The organism is Streptomyces sp. HSW2009 (assembly GCF_040240285.1).
Taxonomy (GTDB): domain Bacteria; phylum Actinomycetota; class Actinomycetes; order Streptomycetales; family Streptomycetaceae; genus Streptomyces.
The window spans coordinates 1-15,061 of the sequence record NZ_JBEHZD010001315.1; the positions used below are offsets into that span (position 1 = coordinate 1).

The 15,061-nt window shown below is 71.6% G+C and carries 17 protein-coding genes and 2 pseudogenes; 5 read left to right on the plus strand and 14 right to left on the minus strand.

Annotation, left to right across the window (positions count from 1 at the left end; all coding sequences use genetic code 11):
* Window positions 1–468: 468 nt before the first annotated feature.
* The gene (locus AAHZ94_RS35530; RefSeq protein WP_349997737.1) at window positions 469–1,482 is read right to left on the minus strand and encodes a biotin--[acetyl-CoA-carboxylase] ligase; all 1,014 of its coding nucleotides are present in this window, start codon (window positions 1,480–1,482) and stop codon (window positions 469–471) included.
* Between the two features lie 205 nt (window positions 1,483–1,687).
* Here AAHZ94_RS35530 and AAHZ94_RS35535 point away from each other — a divergent pair, with 205 nt between their 5' ends.
* From AAHZ94_RS35535 to AAHZ94_RS35550, 4 genes are all read left to right on the plus strand, one after another.
* Window positions 1,688–3,277, plus strand: a complete 1,590-nt coding sequence (locus AAHZ94_RS35535) for an acyl-CoA carboxylase subunit beta (RefSeq protein ID WP_349997738.1) — start codon at window positions 1,688–1,690, stop codon at window positions 3,275–3,277.
* 14 nt (window positions 3,278–3,291) lie between these two features.
* Complete coding sequence (locus AAHZ94_RS35540) at window positions 3,292–3,501, plus strand: acyl-CoA carboxylase subunit epsilon (RefSeq protein WP_349997739.1); 210 nt, start codon at window positions 3,292–3,294, stop codon at window positions 3,499–3,501.
* A gap of 64 nt (window positions 3,502–3,565) precedes the next feature.
* Window positions 3,566–3,697, plus strand: a complete 132-nt coding sequence (mmpB, locus tag AAHZ94_RS35545) for a morphogenic membrane protein MmpB (protein WP_349997740.1) — start codon at window positions 3,566–3,568, stop codon at window positions 3,695–3,697.
* Window positions 3,698–3,929: 232 nt separating this feature from the next.
* The gene (locus AAHZ94_RS35550) at window positions 3,930–4,559 is read left to right on the plus strand and encodes a Maf family protein (RefSeq protein WP_349997742.1); all 630 of its coding nucleotides are present in this window, start codon (window positions 3,930–3,932) and stop codon (window positions 4,557–4,559) included.
* A 127-nt stretch (window positions 4,560–4,686) separates the two neighbouring features.
* Here the strand turns inward: AAHZ94_RS35550 and AAHZ94_RS35555 are convergent, their stop codons facing one another.
* Entirely contained in the window at window positions 4,687–5,142 is a 456-nt protein-coding gene (locus AAHZ94_RS35555; RefSeq protein ID WP_349997743.1) for a hypothetical protein, read from the minus strand.
* Window positions 5,143–5,553: 411 nt separating this feature from the next.
* On the opposite strand from AAHZ94_RS35555, the gene AAHZ94_RS35560 reads away from it, so the two are divergent.
* On the plus strand, window positions 5,554–7,329 hold the full coding sequence (locus AAHZ94_RS35560) for an ATP-binding protein (protein ID WP_349997744.1): 1,776 nt from the start codon (window positions 5,554–5,556) through the stop codon (window positions 7,327–7,329).
* 320 nt (window positions 7,330–7,649) lie between these two features.
* On the opposite strand, the pseudogene AAHZ94_RS35565 reads toward AAHZ94_RS35560, so the two are convergent.
* The 12 genes and pseudogenes from AAHZ94_RS35565 to AAHZ94_RS35620 all read right to left on the minus strand — a co-directional run.
* Window positions 7,650–8,681: pseudogene (locus AAHZ94_RS35565) on the minus strand (beta-ketoacyl synthase N-terminal-like domain-containing protein); the annotation flags it as partial.
* Window positions 8,678–9,889, minus strand: a complete 1,212-nt coding sequence (locus AAHZ94_RS35570; protein ID WP_349997745.1) for a beta-ketoacyl-[acyl-carrier-protein] synthase family protein — start codon at window positions 9,887–9,889, stop codon at window positions 8,678–8,680. The gene AAHZ94_RS35570 and the pseudogene AAHZ94_RS35565, both read right to left, overlap by 4 nt.
* A gap of 5 nt (window positions 9,890–9,894) precedes the next feature.
* The gene (locus tag AAHZ94_RS35575; RefSeq protein WP_349997746.1) at window positions 9,895–10,155 is read right to left on the minus strand and encodes an acyl carrier protein; all 261 of its coding nucleotides are present in this window, start codon (window positions 10,153–10,155) and stop codon (window positions 9,895–9,897) included.
* 525 nt (window positions 10,156–10,680) lie between these two features.
* A complete protein-coding gene (locus AAHZ94_RS35580; protein WP_349997747.1) occupies window positions 10,681–11,625 on the minus strand; it encodes an ApeI family dehydratase in 945 nt (314 codons plus the stop codon).
* Complete coding sequence (locus AAHZ94_RS35585) at window positions 11,625–12,176, minus strand: 3-hydroxyacyl-ACP dehydratase FabZ family protein (protein WP_349997748.1); 552 nt, start codon at window positions 12,174–12,176, stop codon at window positions 11,625–11,627. The genes AAHZ94_RS35580 and AAHZ94_RS35585 overlap by 1 nt, the downstream gene beginning before the upstream one ends.
* A complete protein-coding gene (locus AAHZ94_RS35590) occupies window positions 12,173–12,565 on the minus strand; it encodes a hypothetical protein (RefSeq protein ID WP_349997749.1) in 393 nt (130 codons plus the stop codon). The genes AAHZ94_RS35585 and AAHZ94_RS35590 overlap by 4 nt, the downstream gene beginning before the upstream one ends.
* Window positions 12,565–13,056 (minus strand): hypothetical protein, encoded by a 492-nt coding sequence (locus AAHZ94_RS35595; RefSeq protein WP_349997750.1) that lies wholly within the window; start codon window positions 13,054–13,056, stop codon window positions 12,565–12,567. The genes AAHZ94_RS35590 and AAHZ94_RS35595 overlap by 1 nt, the downstream gene beginning before the upstream one ends.
* Entirely contained in the window at window positions 13,056–13,394 is a 339-nt protein-coding gene (locus AAHZ94_RS35600) for a DsrE family protein (protein ID WP_349997751.1), read from the minus strand. The genes AAHZ94_RS35595 and AAHZ94_RS35600 overlap by 1 nt, the downstream gene beginning before the upstream one ends.
* A gap of 3 nt (window positions 13,395–13,397) precedes the next feature.
* Complete coding sequence (locus AAHZ94_RS35605) at window positions 13,398–13,937, minus strand: hypothetical protein (protein WP_349997752.1); 540 nt, start codon at window positions 13,935–13,937, stop codon at window positions 13,398–13,400.
* 9 nt (window positions 13,938–13,946) lie between these two features.
* Window positions 13,947–14,327, minus strand: a complete 381-nt coding sequence (locus tag AAHZ94_RS35610) for a 3-hydroxyacyl-ACP dehydratase FabZ family protein (protein ID WP_349997753.1) — start codon at window positions 14,325–14,327, stop codon at window positions 13,947–13,949.
* On the minus strand, window positions 14,328–14,579 hold the full coding sequence (locus tag AAHZ94_RS35615) for an acyl carrier protein (protein WP_349997754.1): 252 nt from the start codon (window positions 14,577–14,579) through the stop codon (window positions 14,328–14,330). It abuts the gene before it with no gap.
* A gap of 114 nt (window positions 14,580–14,693) precedes the next feature.
* Window positions 14,694–15,061 (minus strand): annotated as a pseudogene (locus AAHZ94_RS35620) (hypothetical protein); the annotation flags it as partial.

Below are 15,061 nucleotides of genomic sequence, written 5' to 3' on the forward strand. Positions count from 1 at the left end.
GCAGGCCGCTGGGGCCCGGCACCGCCGTCCGACCGCTCGGGGCCGGCTCCGCCGGGCGGTCCGGGGGGCCCGGCGCCGCCGGTTCCCGAGTTCTCGACGCTCACCGGCGTCCTCCCGTCCGCGGCGTGGCTGCCTTCGGCGGGGAGGCCCCCATCCCTGTCCGGTCCCTGCGCACTGCCCTTCCGATCTTCCGCTCGCCCGTGCCGCCCCGTGCGCCCTCGCACCCGACGCCACGCGCACCACCGCGCGGACTCAGCCGCACGGACACCGCACGCACCACCTGCCACCGACCCTGCCCGGCACATGCCAGTGGCACGCGCCCAACGACGCGGCACTACCTGCCACCGGGCGACGACCAGCGCAGCCGCACCAACGGCCGCGGAAGGCCGGCACCGCCTCCGCGCCCGTCCGCCCCACCGGTGGCCGACCGGACGGACCAGCACAACGATACGACAGGTGTGCCGTAGCTCACTCTCCTGGAGAAGCCGGACGCAGATGGACGATGTCGCCCGCGGACACCGCCTCCCGGCCGCCGCCCTCGGTCGCGATCACCAGCCGGCCGTACCCGTCGATGGCCACCGCCTCGCCCACGCACTCCCGGTCACCGGGCAACATCGCCCGAACGGCCCGTCCGAGCGTGGCACATCCGGCCGCGTACGCCTCCTGCAACCGACAGGCCGTCGGGTCCCCGTCGGCGTCCCGCCACTTGCCGTACCACTCCTCCAACGAGCGCAGCACCGCGCGCAACAGCGGATCGCGGTCCAGGCCCTGCGCGCCCGCCAGCGACAGCGAACCGGCACCCGGCACCGGCAGCTCCGCCGCGCGCAGCGTCACGTTGAGCCCGATGCCGATGACCACGCCACCGGCGGCGTGGTCGGCGCCGGCGACGTGGGCGCCCCGCGCGTCGGTGCCGGCGGCGACCCCGGAACCGGCCGCATCGGCCCCGCCGGCGCCAGCCGCCCCACCAGCCCCGCCCGGCACGCGCTGCCCCACCGTCCGCTCGGCGAGGATGCCGCCGAGCTTGCGCTCCTCGCCGCGCACGGTCACCAGCAGGTCGTTGGGCCACTTCAGGGCCGTGTCCACGCCGGCCGCGCGGGAGAGCGCGCTGGCCGTGGCGACGCCGGCGAGCAGCGGCAGCCAGCCCCAGCGGTCCAGCGGCACCCGCGGACCCGGCTGGAGCAGTACGGAGAAGAAGAGGCCGGAGCGGGGCGGCGCGCTCCAGCCGCGGTCGAGCCGGCCGCGGCCCGCCGTCTGCTCCTCGGCGACCAGCACCTGCCCCTCGCCGGCGCCGGCCGCCGCTCGGGCGACCAGGTCGGTGTTGGTGGAGCCGGTGCTCGGCACCACGTCGAGCGCGGTCCACAGGCCGCCGGGGCGCAGCAGGGCGCGTCGGAGTCCGGACTCGTTCAGGGGCGGCCGGTCCAGGTCGGACCAGCGCTCACCCGCGGAGAACTGCGGGGTCTGCGGGGCATCAGATGAGGTCATGCGGGCCAGCCTAGGAGCCGCGGACGCCCGATCCCGGGACCTGGTGCCCCGGCCGCTCCCGCCCGCATCGGTGTGGTCAACGCCGCACCGCCGGGCCGCGGACACGCGGATACCCTACGTCTCGGTAGCCAAGGCCCTCCGCACGGCATGACCTGGGACCGCGGACGGCCCACACCCCCCGAGGACGAGCAGGAGCCGCATCCCGATGTCCGAGCCGGATTACGACATCCACACCACCGCGGGGAAGCTCGCGGACTTCCAGCGCCGCGTGCAGGAGGCCACCCACGCCGGTTCGGCCCGGGCGGTGGAGAAGCAGCACGCGAAGGGCAAGCTGACCGCCCGCGAGCGCATCGAGCTGCTGCTGGACGAGGGGTCGTTCGCCGAGCTCGACGAGTTCGCCCGACACCGCTCCACCAACTTCGGCATCGACAAGAACCGCCCGTACGGCGACGGCGTGGTGACCGGGTACGGCACCGTGGACGGCCGCCCGGTGTGCGTGTACTCGCAGGACTTCACCATCTTCGGCGGCTCGCTCGGCGAGGTGTACGGCGAGAAGATCGTCAAGGTGATGGACTTCGCGCTCAAGCACGGCTGTCCGATCATCGGCATCAACGACGGCGGCGGGGCGCGGATCCAGGAGGGCGTGGTGGCGCTCGGCCTGTTCGCCGAGATCTTCCGCCGCAACGTGCACGCCTCGGGCGTGGTCCCGCAGATCAGCCTCATCGTCGGCCCGTGCGCGGGCGGCGCGGTCTACTCCCCCGCGATCACGGACTTCACCGTGATGGTCGACCAGACCTCGCACATGTTCATCACCGGGCCCGACGTGATCAAGACGGTCACCGGCGAGGACGTGGGCTTCGAGGAACTCGGCGGCGCCCGCACCCACAACACCACCTCGGGCGTGGCCCACCACATGGCGGGCGACGAGAAGGACGCCATCGAGTACGTCAAGGCGCTCCTGTCCTACCTGCCCTCCAACAACCTCTCCGAGCCGCCGGCCTTCCCCGAGCCCGCCGACCTCGCGGTGAGCCCGGAGGACCTGGAGCTCGACACCCTGATCCCGGACTCGGCGAACCAGCCGTACGACATGCACCAGGCGATCGAGCACGTGCTGGACGACGCCGAGTTCCTGGAGACGCAGGCGCTGTTCGCGCCCAACATCATCACCGGCTTCGGCCGCGTGGAGGGCCACCCGGTGGGCGTCGTCGCCAACCAGCCGCTCCAGTTCGCCGGTTGCCTGGACATCGACGCGTCCGAGAAGGCCGCCCGCTTCGTCCGCACCTGCGACGCCTTCAACATCCCCGTCCTCACCTTCGTGGACGTGCCCGGCTTCCTGCCCGGCGTGGACCAGGAGTACGGCGGCATCATCCGGCGCGGCGCCAAGCTGATCTACGCGTACGCGGAGGCCACCGTCCCGCTGATCACGGTGATCACCCGCAAGGCGTTCGGCGGCGCGTACGACGTGATGGGCTCCAAGCACCTGGGCGCCGATCTCAACCTGGCCTGGCCCACCGCGCAGATCGCCGTCATGGGCGCGCAGGGCGCGGTGAACATCCTGCACCGGCGCACCATCGCGGCGGCCGAAACCCCCGAGCGCGCCGAGGAGTTGCGCAAGGAATTGATCGCCGACTACGAGGACACCTTGTTGAATCCGTATGTCGCGGCCGAACGGGGGTATGTGGACGCTGTGATCATGCCGTCGGAGACCCGCCGCCACATCGTCCGCGGACTGCGGACGCTGCGGAACAAGCGCGAGTCCCTGCCGCCGAAGAAGCACGGCAACATCCCCCTGTAAGGAGGGCCGTTGACATGGTGATCAAGGTCGTACGAGGCAACCCGACCCCCGAGGAGCTCGCCGCCGCCCTGGCGGTGGTCCGGGCCCGCGCGGCGGCTGCCGGCGCCGCCGCGTCCGGTGCCGACGCGCCGGAGGAGTGGTCGGACCCGGCCCGCACCGTCCCCGGCCGCCGGCTGCCGCACCCCGGCCCGAAGGCGTGGCGCACGACCTTCTGGCCCGTCTGACCCACCAGCGCGGGGGAATCCACCAGCGAAGCAACTGCCCGCCGGCCGGCGCACGATGTTCCGCATGTTGTGGTCCGACCCTCCGAACGAGCCGCCTGACGAACTGCGGGTGACGCAGACGATGGTGCGCCGGGCGGGCACGGTCCTCGCGGTCGCCTCGGTCGTCCTGATGCTGATCATCGCGCTCGGCGCCTGACCCCTCTTCTGCCCCGCCTCGCCCCGCCTCGCGGCTGCGGCTGCGGCTGCGGCTGCGCCCGACACCGGCGCCGGCCCCGGCACTACCCCCGCCCTTGGCCCCGGCACCGAGCCCGGCTCCGGCCCGCACCGGCCCTGGCCCCGGCCCGCATCGGCTCCGCCCCCGACCGCCCGCCGCCCGGGCCACCCACCGCGGGCCGCCGCCACCCGCACGCCCTGCCTACGATGGCCACATGAACGCCACTCCCACCCGCCCCGCCCGCCGGCTCGTCCTCGCCTCGCAGTCGCCCGCCAGGCTCGGCCTGCTGCGTCAGGCCGGGCTCGCCCCCGAGGTGATCGTCAGCGGGGTGGACGAGGAAGCGCTCAGCGCCGCGACCCCCGCGGCCCTGGCCCTGCTCCTCGCCGAGGCCAAGGCAGCCGCGGTGGCCGAACGCCCGGCGGCGGCCGACGCGCTGGTCATCGGCTGCGACTCGGTCCTGGAACTCAACGGGCAGGCGCTCGGCAAGCCGGCCGACGCCGAAGAGGCCATCGCCCGCTGGAAGGCGATGCGCGGGCGCGCCGGCGTCCTCCAGACCGGACACTGCCTGATCGACACCGCGACCGGCGCACGCACCAGCGCCACCGCCGCCACCACGGTCCGCTTCGGCAACCCGGACGACGCGGAGATCGCCGCGTACGTGGCCAGCGGCGAACCGCTCCACGTGGCCGGCGCGTTCACCCTCGACGGCCGCTCGGCCCCGTTCGTCGACGGCATCGACGGCGACCCCGGCAACGTGATCGGCCTCTCGCTCCCGCTGCTGCGCCGACTGCTGGCCGACCTCGGCACCACCATCACCGACCTGTGGCAGCCGCAGGACTCCTGAGCCGCAACGGCACGCACGTCGTACGGGGGCACGGGCCGGGCCCGCTCCCCGTACGGCCGCCGCTCACCGGCGCGCCCGCGGCCCCGCCGCTAGGCACTGGGCGCTGGGCGAATCCGCTGCCCCGCCGCTAGCCGCTGGTGGACGGCGCGGGACCGGACGCGGCGCCGGCCGACCTCGCGCCCGCGGCGTCTTCCTCGCCGTCGTAGCTGAACAGGCTGAGCACGATCAGCCCGAGCACCACCATCAGCCAGCCGAAGGCCGGCCAGCCGACCAGGCCGACCGCGAAGGCGCCGAGCAGGCCGTGCGTCACCGCGCAGGTGATCAGCAGGATGCGGACGAAGCGGCCGGGCGCCAGGTCGCGGACGGCGGTGCGGAGCAACGCGAGCCCGCAGCACAGCAGATAGAGCGCGATGAGCGCACCGGCGATCCAGGTGGCCAGGGTCATCGCGGACGGATCGAGATCGGCGAGCGACATGTCCTGGTGGTCGACGACCAGGCCCAGAATCCAGTTGAGCAGCGCGATGACGACCGCCTCAGCCATCAGCACCACCGCCGCCACAGCGGCCACCACTCTGCGCGTCATCACGTCACCTCTTCCCCGCCGCCCAGGGGTTACCCCCAGTACGCCGACCCGCAACGCTACTAACGGGTACGGCCAGCGACAAGGGGTCTGCAACGGCTCCGCACGGCCGGTCGGGCCCCACCGCGCACACCATCAGAGGCGGACGACAGGCCGGCAAAGTTTCCCCCTTCCCTTAGTGGATTCCCTACAAAGAATCCCCACGGGGCATGGGGGTGCCATATCGAGACCTTGCCCACATCCGAAACCGGTCTGGCGTGCGCCAAAGTCGGGCGTACCGTGGAGCAACGGGGGATGTGGTCCCTCTACAGGGATCTGGTGCAGGCGCTCTGTGGCCAAGCTCACGCCCGGGGTCTTCTCGGCGCCCAGTGTTGCCTGTACCTAAACTCTGCTTGTTTCAAGGAGGGAGCCATCGTGCGCAAGGTACTCATCGCCAACCGTGGCGAAATCGCTGTCCGAGTTGCCCGTGCTTGCCGGGATGCCGGGATCGGGAGTGTGGCGGTGTACGCGGACCCGGATCGGGACGCGCTGCATGTGCGTGCCGCGGATGAGGCGTATGCGTTGGGTGGTGATACGCCGGCGACGAGTTATCTGGATGTGGCCAAGGTGTTGGCTGCTGCGGCGGAGTCGGGTGCGGATGCGGTGCATCCGGGGTACGGGTTCCTTTCGGAGAACGCGGAGTTCGCGCAGGCGGTGTTGGATGCGGGGTTGGTGTGGATCGGTCCGCCGCCGCAGGCGATCCGGGATCTGGGTGACAAGGTCGCTGCTCGGCATATCGCGCAGCGTGCGGGTGCGCCGTTGGTGGCGGGGACGCCTGATCCGGTGTCGGGTGCGGATGAGGTGGTGGCTTTTGCGCGGGAGCACGGGTTGCCGATTGCGATCAAGGCGGCGTTTGGTGGTGGTGGGCGGGGGTTGAAGGTGGCCCGTTCGTTGGATGAGGTGGCTGAGTTGTATGACTCGGCGGTGCGTGAGGCGGTGGCGGCGTTCGGGCGTGGTGAGTGCTTCGTGGAGCGGTATTTGGATCGTCCGCGGCATGTGGAGACGCAGTGCTTGGCGGATCAGCACGGGAACGTGGTGGTGGTTTCCACGCGTGACTGCTCGCTCCAGCGTCGGCACCAGAAGCTGGTGGAGGAGGCTCCCGCACCCTTTTTGACGGAGGAGCAGAACGCGGAGCTTTACCGTGCGTCGAAGGCGATTTTGCGTGAGGCGGGGTATGTGGGGGCGGGGACGTGTGAGTTCCTGGTGGGTCAGGACGGCACGATTTCCTTCCTTGAGGTGAACACTCGGCTTCAGGTGGAGCACCCGGTGACGGAGGAGGTCACCGGGATCGATCTGGTCCGGGAGATGTTCCGCATCGCTGATGGCGAGGAGCTGGGTTACGACGATCCGGCGGTGCGTGGGCATTCGTTGGAGTTTCGGATCAATGGTGAGGATCCGGGGCGTGGGTTCTTGCCGGCGCCGGGGACGGTGACGCGCTTTGATGGGCCGTCGGGTCCTGGGGTGCGGTTGGATGCGGGGGTGGAGTCGGGGTCGGTGATTGGTCCGGCGTGGGACTCGTTGTTGGCGAAGTTGGTGGTGACGGGTGCGACGCGGCAGCAGGCGTTGGAGCGGGCTGCGCGGGCGTTGGGTGAGTTTGAGGTGGAGGGGATGGCGACGGCGATTCCGTTCCATCGTGCGGTGGTGGGGGATGCGGCGTTTGCTCCGGAGCGGCATGGTCAGGCTGGTCCGTTTGCGGTGCACACGCGGTGGATCGAGACCGAGTTCGTGAATGAGATTCCGCCGTTCACCGCGGGTGAGGTGGCGGATGAGGACGGTGAGGGTGGGGCGCGGGAGACCGTGGTCGTCGAGGTCGGCGGCAAGCGCCTCGAAGTCTCCCTCCCGGCGACCCTCGGCTTCGCCGCCCCCCCCCCGGCCGGCGGCCAGGCCAAGAAGCCCAAGCGCAAGGCGTCCAAGAAGTCCGGCTCCGCCGCATCGGGCGACGCGCTGGCCTCGCCGATGCAGGGCACCATCGTCAAGGTCGCCGTCGAGGAGGGCCAGGTCGTCGAGGAAGGCGAACTGGTCGTCGTCCTTGAGGCGATGAAGATGGAACAGCCGCTCAACGCCCACCGTGCCGGCACCGTCAAGGACCTCGCGGCCGAGGTCGGCGCCTCCGTCTCGTCCGGCGCCGTCATCTGCGAGATCAAGGACTGACGAGGGTCCTCAAGGCGCCGCTGAGCACCACTCGGCGGTAGCAACCGAGCACCACTGGGCGCACCCCCGAGCGCGCCCACGGGGGCGATCCCCCGGACACACCAAGGGGCGGGCCCCCGCCCCCCCCCCGCCCGGGGGGGGCCCCGTGGCCCGGCCCGGGGGCCCCCCCCCCCCCCCGGCCCCACCCCGCCCCCCCCCCCCCCACGACTCCACCCCCTGACGACGGCCGCACCGGCCGCGCCCTCGGCGGACCGCGTGGTGATCAGCGACAGTTCGCCGTCCCGCGCGGGCTCCGCCCGGTGCCGGGCGAGCAGGGCGGCGAGCTGGAAGGCGCCGGAGGCGCTGAACGCCTCGCCGGTGGCCTCCTTGACCCGCAGCCGCGCGGTGCCGGCGCCCAGGATCGCGTCGACGGCGCGGTCCTCGGCCTCGTCCAGGGCGGTCATCCCGTTGGTGGCGGTGGCCACCGTGGTGATGTCGGCCGCGGTGACGCCGGCCCGCTCCAGGGCGCGGCTGATGCACAGGCCGAGGCCGCGGCTGAACTCGCCGTCGGCGCCGGGCGGGTCGAAGACGCCGACCTCGACCGAGAGCACCTCGGCGTCCGGGGTGCGGCCCGCGGCACGGACCGCGTCCGCGTTCTCGACGACGAACACGGCCGCACCCTCACCGGGCGCCGTGTCGCCGCCGAAGACGGACTGCGCGTAGTGCACGGCCCACGACTCCTGCGGGCTGAACTCCTCGACCGCGCCGGCCAGCAGCGCGTCCGCGTAGCCGCAGTTGATGAGGTTGCGGGTGTAGCGCAGCACGTTCAGCATGGCCATCGGGCCACCGGCGATGGTGGCGTTGGGGCCCTGGAGTCCGAACTTGATGCCCGACTGGCCGGCCGCGCAGTTCATCACCGCGTTCGGGAACAGCAGCGGGTTGACCAGGTAAGGACGGTCCTGGATGAAGGTGTCCTTGCTGTAGTCGCTGGTCGACTTGGCGCTGCCGGCGGTGGTGCCCAGCGTGATGCCGATCCGGGCCCGGTTCTCGTCCGTGATCTCCAGTGCGGTGTCGGCCAGCGCCTCCTTGCAGGCGACCATGCCGAGCGAGGTGGAGCGGTCGAAGAACGAGGTGCCCTTGCGGCCGAGGTGGTCGCGGACCTTGAAGTCCACGAGTGCGTGCGCGTCGTTGCGCGGCAGCTCCTCCTCGAACATCTCGCTGACGTCGACCGGGGCGGCCGGCGCGGCGAGCGCGGCGGCCAGGGCCTCGGGGCCGATGCCGGCGCCGGAGAGCACGCCGAAGCCGGTGATGGCCAGCGCGGTGGAGCGGGTGCCGGGCGTCGCCGGCGCCGAGGCGGGTGCGGGCGCGCTCACGAGGGCCTCCCGAGCATGACGATGGCGTTGTTGCCACCGAACGCGAAGCCGTTGACCTGCGCGATCCGCACATCGGCGGTGCGTGCCTTGTTGGGCACGGGGTCGATCTTGGGCATGTCCGGGTCCGGGGTGTTGAAGTTGATGGTGGGCGGCAGGAACGAGCCCGCGATGCCGAGCACCGAGGCGATGGCGCCCAGGCCCGAAGCGGCGCCCATGGTGTGCCCGAGCATCGACTTGGTGGAGCTGATCGGCGGCGGGTTGTCGCCGAAGACGTCCACGACGGCGCTGGCCTCGACGAAGTCGTTGGCCGGCGTTCCGGTGCCGTGGGCGCAGATGTAGTCGACCTCTTCGGCCTTGACGCCCGCGTTGGCGTGCGCGATGCGCATGCACTCGGCGATGCTGTCCCGGTGCGGGGCGACCATGTGGTTGGCGTCGCAGTTCAGCCCGTAGCCGAGGACCTCGGCGTGGATGCGCGCACCGCGCGCCTGGGCCGACTCCAGCGACTCCAGGAACATGGCGGCGCCGCCCTCACCGGTGATGATGCCGGAGCGGTCCTTGTCGAAGGGCGAACACGCCTTCTCGGTGAGCGCGCCGAGGCGGTAGAACCCGGCGTGCGACCAGCGGCCGACCGAGTCCGCGCCACCGGCGATCATGTAGTCCGCCTCGCCGGTGCGGATCAGGTCGTACGCGTAACCGAGTGCGTAGTTGCTGGCCGAGCAGGCGGTGGAGAGGGTCACGGCGTCGCCGGTCAGGCGCAGTTCGCGGTTGACGGCCTGGGAGAGGCGGGCGCTGGAGACCTGGCGCACCAGGCCCGCGTCCAGCCCGCCCATGCCCGCGGTCAGCGCGTCGCCGGTGAGCTTCTCCAGCACCTGCGACTCGCCGCCGGTGGTGCCCATGCTCGATCCGGCGCGGGAGGCGGCCAGTTCGTCCTCGTCGATTCCGGCGTCCGCGACCGCGAGACGGGCCGCGGACGCCGCGAAGAGGCTGGTACGGCCCCATTCCTCGACAGACAGCCGCCGGACCATGTTCTCTGGCCGGAAGGCGTGGACTTCGCCGGCCATGATGTAGGGGAATCCAGTGGGATCGAAGCAGGCGATCGGCGAGACGCCGTTGACGCCTTCACGCAGCCCCTCGCTGTAAGCGGACGCCCCGATCCCGATGCTCGACACAGGCCCCAGGCCGGTGATGACTACCCGTCGGAGTGACATGAGGCTCAGCCCTGCCAACCAGCGTGCTCGGCAAGCACGTTGTAGACCTCGGTGAGGTTGATCATCTTGGGGAGCTCCGACTGCGGGATCTCGACCTTGTACTTCTTCTCCAGGCGGGCGAGGATCTCGATCGCGCGCAGCGAGTCGGCCTCGTGCTCCTCGATGAAGTGGCTGGTCTCGGTGATCTCCTCGGGCTCAAGCTCCAGCACCTCCGCGACGATCTCGCGGATCTCGTCGAGCTGCTCCTGCTTGGTGGCAGTCGTCATTTACGGCAACCTTTCTAGGGGAATTGGGGACTGCGATCTCCCGCGTCCCAACAACTTCAATGCTAGGCAGTGGAGTGCTGTGGCAGCGAACTTTGATGGGCGTTCACAGATAGCCGACGCCCGTCTCCACGTGACCTATGCACGGCTTTTCACGGACCGCCAGAGAGCGTACGGAACCGTCTTTACCAGCATTCGGCAAAGGAAATTAATAACCCGTTACTCGCGAATGACAGACCCGCGATATCCGTTGCGAATCCATGACATTCGCCGGCGCCCCGGGCGGGCGTCCGGGCCAGCACCCGGGCGGCTTCCGGGCCGGCACCCGGCCGGCCTCCGTTTCGTGCCCGACCCGCATCCGGCTGGACTTCGTACGGCTCTCGCCCCGGCGCGGGCCCTGACGCTGGCCCTGGCTCTGGTGCCGGCACTGGCACCGGCCCGATGTGGCGTACGGTCCGCCGCCTCCAGGCACCCGCCGGCGGGCTCGAATCCCTCCCGACGGCGGGGCGCAGGGGCCCGGGCGTCCGCTCAGCGGGGTGCTTGGACCGCCGTCCGGGGCCGGGTGACGGCGATCAGTGAGTCGATGACCGCCACGCAGCGGTCGGCGGCCCAGATCTCGCCCGACATGAAGGCGTTGCCCGAGACCAGTTGTTCCAGGCGCACCACGTGCCGCAGCACCTCGCCCGGCTGCACGCCGCCGGTGAAGCGGCAGCCGCGGATGGCGGCCAGCATCAGCACCCCGTCCGGGCCGCCGGCCTCCGCCGTGGCCAGCCACAGCAGCGCCGCGGTCTGGCCGAAGGACTCGAAGGCCAGCGAGCGCGGGAAGGTGTAGCGCCCGTCCGGCAGTCCGTCGGGCAGGCCCTGGTAGCAGACCTCGCCGCCGGTGACGGCCTTGACGCCGCTGATGCGCTCGCCGGGCTCGACCGCGACCACGCCGTCCACCAGCAGCATCGGGTGGCGTACGGGCAGCAGTTCGCGGATGCGGGCATGGCCGATGACGGGCGGCCCGCTGACCGGCTCGGGCGCAATCAGCGGCCCGTTCGCGCTGGTCAGCGGCGTCTCCTCGGTGGGGACCCCGACCAGCAGCTTGAGCCGTGCCACCGGGGTGCCGTCCTGCCGGGTGCAGCGCGCGTCCAGGAACCAGCGCTGCTCGCCCTCGGCCCGTACCGCCGCGTCCACGGTGATCTCGTCATCGCCCAGCATCGGCGCCTGGAGCCTGGCCGAGCGCACCTCAAGCAGTTCGGGCACCTCGCCGAGCGCGAACGCCTCGGCCACCGCCTGCCGCACGCCCTCCAGGAGGAAGACCGCGGGCAGCATGGTCAGGCCGGGGAAGTGGCCCGCCATGTACGGGTCGCTGGCGCGCACCACCTTGGTGGCGCGCAGCCGGGTGCCCTCGTCGCTCTGCACGAGTTCGACCCGGTCGACCGCGCGCAGCGGGGCGGCGAAGGAGAGCTTGTCGGCCACGGTCACCATCAGACCGCTGCCCCCTCGGCCGCGTCGGCGCTCGCGGCCGTCGCCTCGGCCGTCTCGGCCGGCGGGGCCAGCACCGAACTCGGCCGCATCGCGGTCATCACCGAGTCGACCCGCAGCACCTCGCGGCCGTCGGCCGTGGTGGTGGCGCCGTCGAAGAACCAGGTGCCGGCGAACGCCCGGTTGATCCGCACCTCGTGCCGGAGCACGTCGCCGGGGAACGCCTGGCCGACCACCTCGATGCCGCTCATCCCGCCGAACAGCGCGACCTGGCCCTCGGCCTCGGCCGGGTCCTGGTCCCAGGCGGTGAGCAGCGCCGCGCTCTGGCACCAGGACTCGATGAGCAGCGGCACCGGGTACGCGTACCCGGCGTCCGCGGTGTCGTCCGGCAGCGCCTGGTACCAGGGCTCGTTCACCGAGACGGCCTTGTGGGTGACGATCCGCTCGCCCGGCTGCACCTCGGCGACCCGGTCCACCAGCAGGATCGGGAAGCGGTGCGGGATCAGGTCCTTGATCCGCTGCGGGCCGGCGGCCTGCGGCTGCGCGCCGGTCACACGAACCACACCCCGTCGTACTCGTCCCAGCGCGCGGCCAGTTCGTTGGTGTCCAGGCACTGCACGCCCGCGATCAGGTCCTCGGCGGTGAAGCCGAGCGCCTTCAGGTCGGGCTCGTCCACCATGACCGGCACGCCCTCGGCGATGAGCTGCCGCACCGAGGAGCGGTAGTCGGGCAGCGTGTCGATGCGGACCGGGCCGAACTCCACGACCGGCTTGTAGTCCGCCTCGTCGATGGCGACGGTCACGGCCGCGCCGCGCAGCGCGAGCGCGACCCCGCCGAGCTGCTGGCGGAAGTCGAGGATGCCGTACAGCGCGTCGAAGAACTGCACCTCGACGGCGCCCCGGTACCCCCGGTCGATGACGCCGAGCACACGGTAGTCAGACATCAGGCACCCCCGATGAACACGGTCTGGTCAGCGGCTTCGATGGTGGACACGAAGCGCATCGGGGACCGGAAGCGGACCTCGGCGATGTGGTCGGTCGCACCGCGCTCGGCGCTGCACGCGGTGCAGGCGATCCAGGCGAACTTGCCCGGGTTGGCCGCCAGCATCTCCCGCACGATGTGCGCACTGGAGGGGTAGTGGCCCTCGGGGTCCCGGGTGTTGATCAGCTTGGTGTCGCCGTGCGACTTCTGGGTCAGCATGTTGGCGTAGCCGCAGGCCCACATCCGTACCGTCTTGCCCTGGTCGAGCACGGACTGCGCGAGGCGCAGCGCGGAGGTGATCACGTCGTTGGAGTGCGGCGCCGCGGTGACCACCAGCAGCAGGCCCCAGCGGCGCTGCACGATCTTCGTCTTCTGCGGCGCGGCCTGCACGGCCGTGCCCTCGGCGCCGGAAGCGCCAGCGGTGCCCGCGGTCTCGATGGTGGTGTTCGTCATCAGTGCCACACCGCCCGGCAGCCGTCGGACATCAGGAGTTCGGCCACCGTGTCCATGCCCACCAGGGCGACGTGCGGCGACAGGGAGCGCGCGGGCAGCGCGCGCTGGGCGGTGGAGAAGTCGTCGGCCCACACCGTGGCGCCGAGTTCGGCCAGTGCGGCGATCTCCGGCACGGAGTCGTTCACCGCGGCGAACACCCCGTCCTGGACCAGGAACACCGACACCTCGTGGCCGGCCTTGGCGAGCGCGGACGCGTCCCCCAGGAAGCGGCCCGCGTTGGGCCCGGCCCAGTTGCCCTGGCTCTCTATCAGCAGGTAACGCGATGGTTTGTCGCCCACCGGCTATCCCTCCCCCTCTTGCGTTCGGGCCCCCGCCGCATCACGCTCGGCCAGCGCCTTCAGTGTCTGTAGTTGCTTGCGCATCATGAGTCCGTCGCCGAAGGCGAGCGCCTCGCCCAGCGGCCGGCCCACGCCCTTGCGGGTGGCGGAGTTGAGCCGCACCAGGTAGCGGCTGGCGCCCTCGCCGCGTGGCACCACCCGGTACGTGATGGCGATCAGCCCGTACTTGCGGCGCGCGGCCGGGTAGGTCACGCCGGTCAGGTGGTCGTCCTCCGCGAACTCCACCAGGTCGAAGGCGAGGAAGCGCTGCCCGACGGCCAGCCGCTCCACGCCCGGCGTGAGCGTGCGCGGGCTGCGGCCCTGCCGTCCGTAGGTGTACGCGGAGACCTTGAGCTGGCACAGCCAGCGGAAGGCCAGCGACACCGGCGCATCGACGTCGATCGCGCGGTGGTGGCTGTCGTACGGCTGTGAGATGTGCTGGTCACACGGGAAGTCGAGACGGCTCTCCGCCTCGGTCGCACCCCAGGTCGTGTGGCTGCCCATGACGTCTCCTCACCGGGAATCGCGGTACCGCAACCGCAGGGTCGCGGTCTTGTCCCGGTCAGTGTGGCAGCGCACTCTGACGTCTCTCTCACCTTCGTCCACGGTCTTGACCGTGCACTCGACGGTGAGCACGTCGCCGGGGAAGACCGGCGAAGCGAAGCGTACGGAGCGGACCTCGGCCAGCTCCGTCGTGACGTTGCCGGTCCGCTCGGCGTGCAGCCGCACCGCGTGGTCCACGGCGTCCAGCGTGAAGACGCCGGGCAGCAGCGGGAAGTGCGGGTAGTGCCCGGCGAAGACGGGGGCGGCGGGGTCGATGGCGATCTTGACGTGGATGGCGCCCTCGTCGAGCGTCACCACCTCGGCACCCGGCAGCAGCGTGACCGCGCTCATTCAGCCGGCCAGCTTCCGCACCAGCAGGTCGTACACGTCGGGCAGCCGCTTGATCTCGGTGATCTCCTTCTCGTCGATCTTCACCTCGTAGCGGCGCTCCAGGATCACCGACATTTCGAGGGCGACGAGGGAATCGACCTCCAGGTCCTCGATGAAGCGGGCGTCGTCGGTCAGCGACTCGGGCTCGACGTCGAGCGCGTCGGCGACCAGCTCCCGCAGTTCATCTCGATTTACCTCAGCCTGCGTGGTCATGAATTCTTTCCTTTCTCCGGTGAACCACCGGAACTCTCGACCGGGACCCGTTCCGCGATTTCCGTCCGGCGCCCCGCGCGTCAAACGCTACGCGAGAAGAAGCCGGCGACCCCGTTATGCATGGGTGTTGGGAAAAGCAGAATTTCCGCGGACCGCGGTGAGATGTCCGTCGGCGGAAGCCGCGACCAGCAACCAGGGCCCCGGGGCCCGCAGGAGTTGCCCGATGCGCAGAATTCCGGAGACCGTTCCGTACCGGGCGTCGGCGCCGCGCGAGGCCGGCGACTCGATGACCGGCCGGCCGCACTCCACCAGCGCCTTGCGCACCGCCTCGTCCGCGGGGGCCGCGGCGGCCGGGCCGCAGAACGCGTAGCGCAGCGGCGGCACTTCGGCCGCCCCGGGGGTGGTCGGTTCCGCGGCTTCGGCCGCCGCCGAATTCGCCGCGCCGGCCGCCCCTCCCGCCGCCGCACCCGGGACCCCGGTCG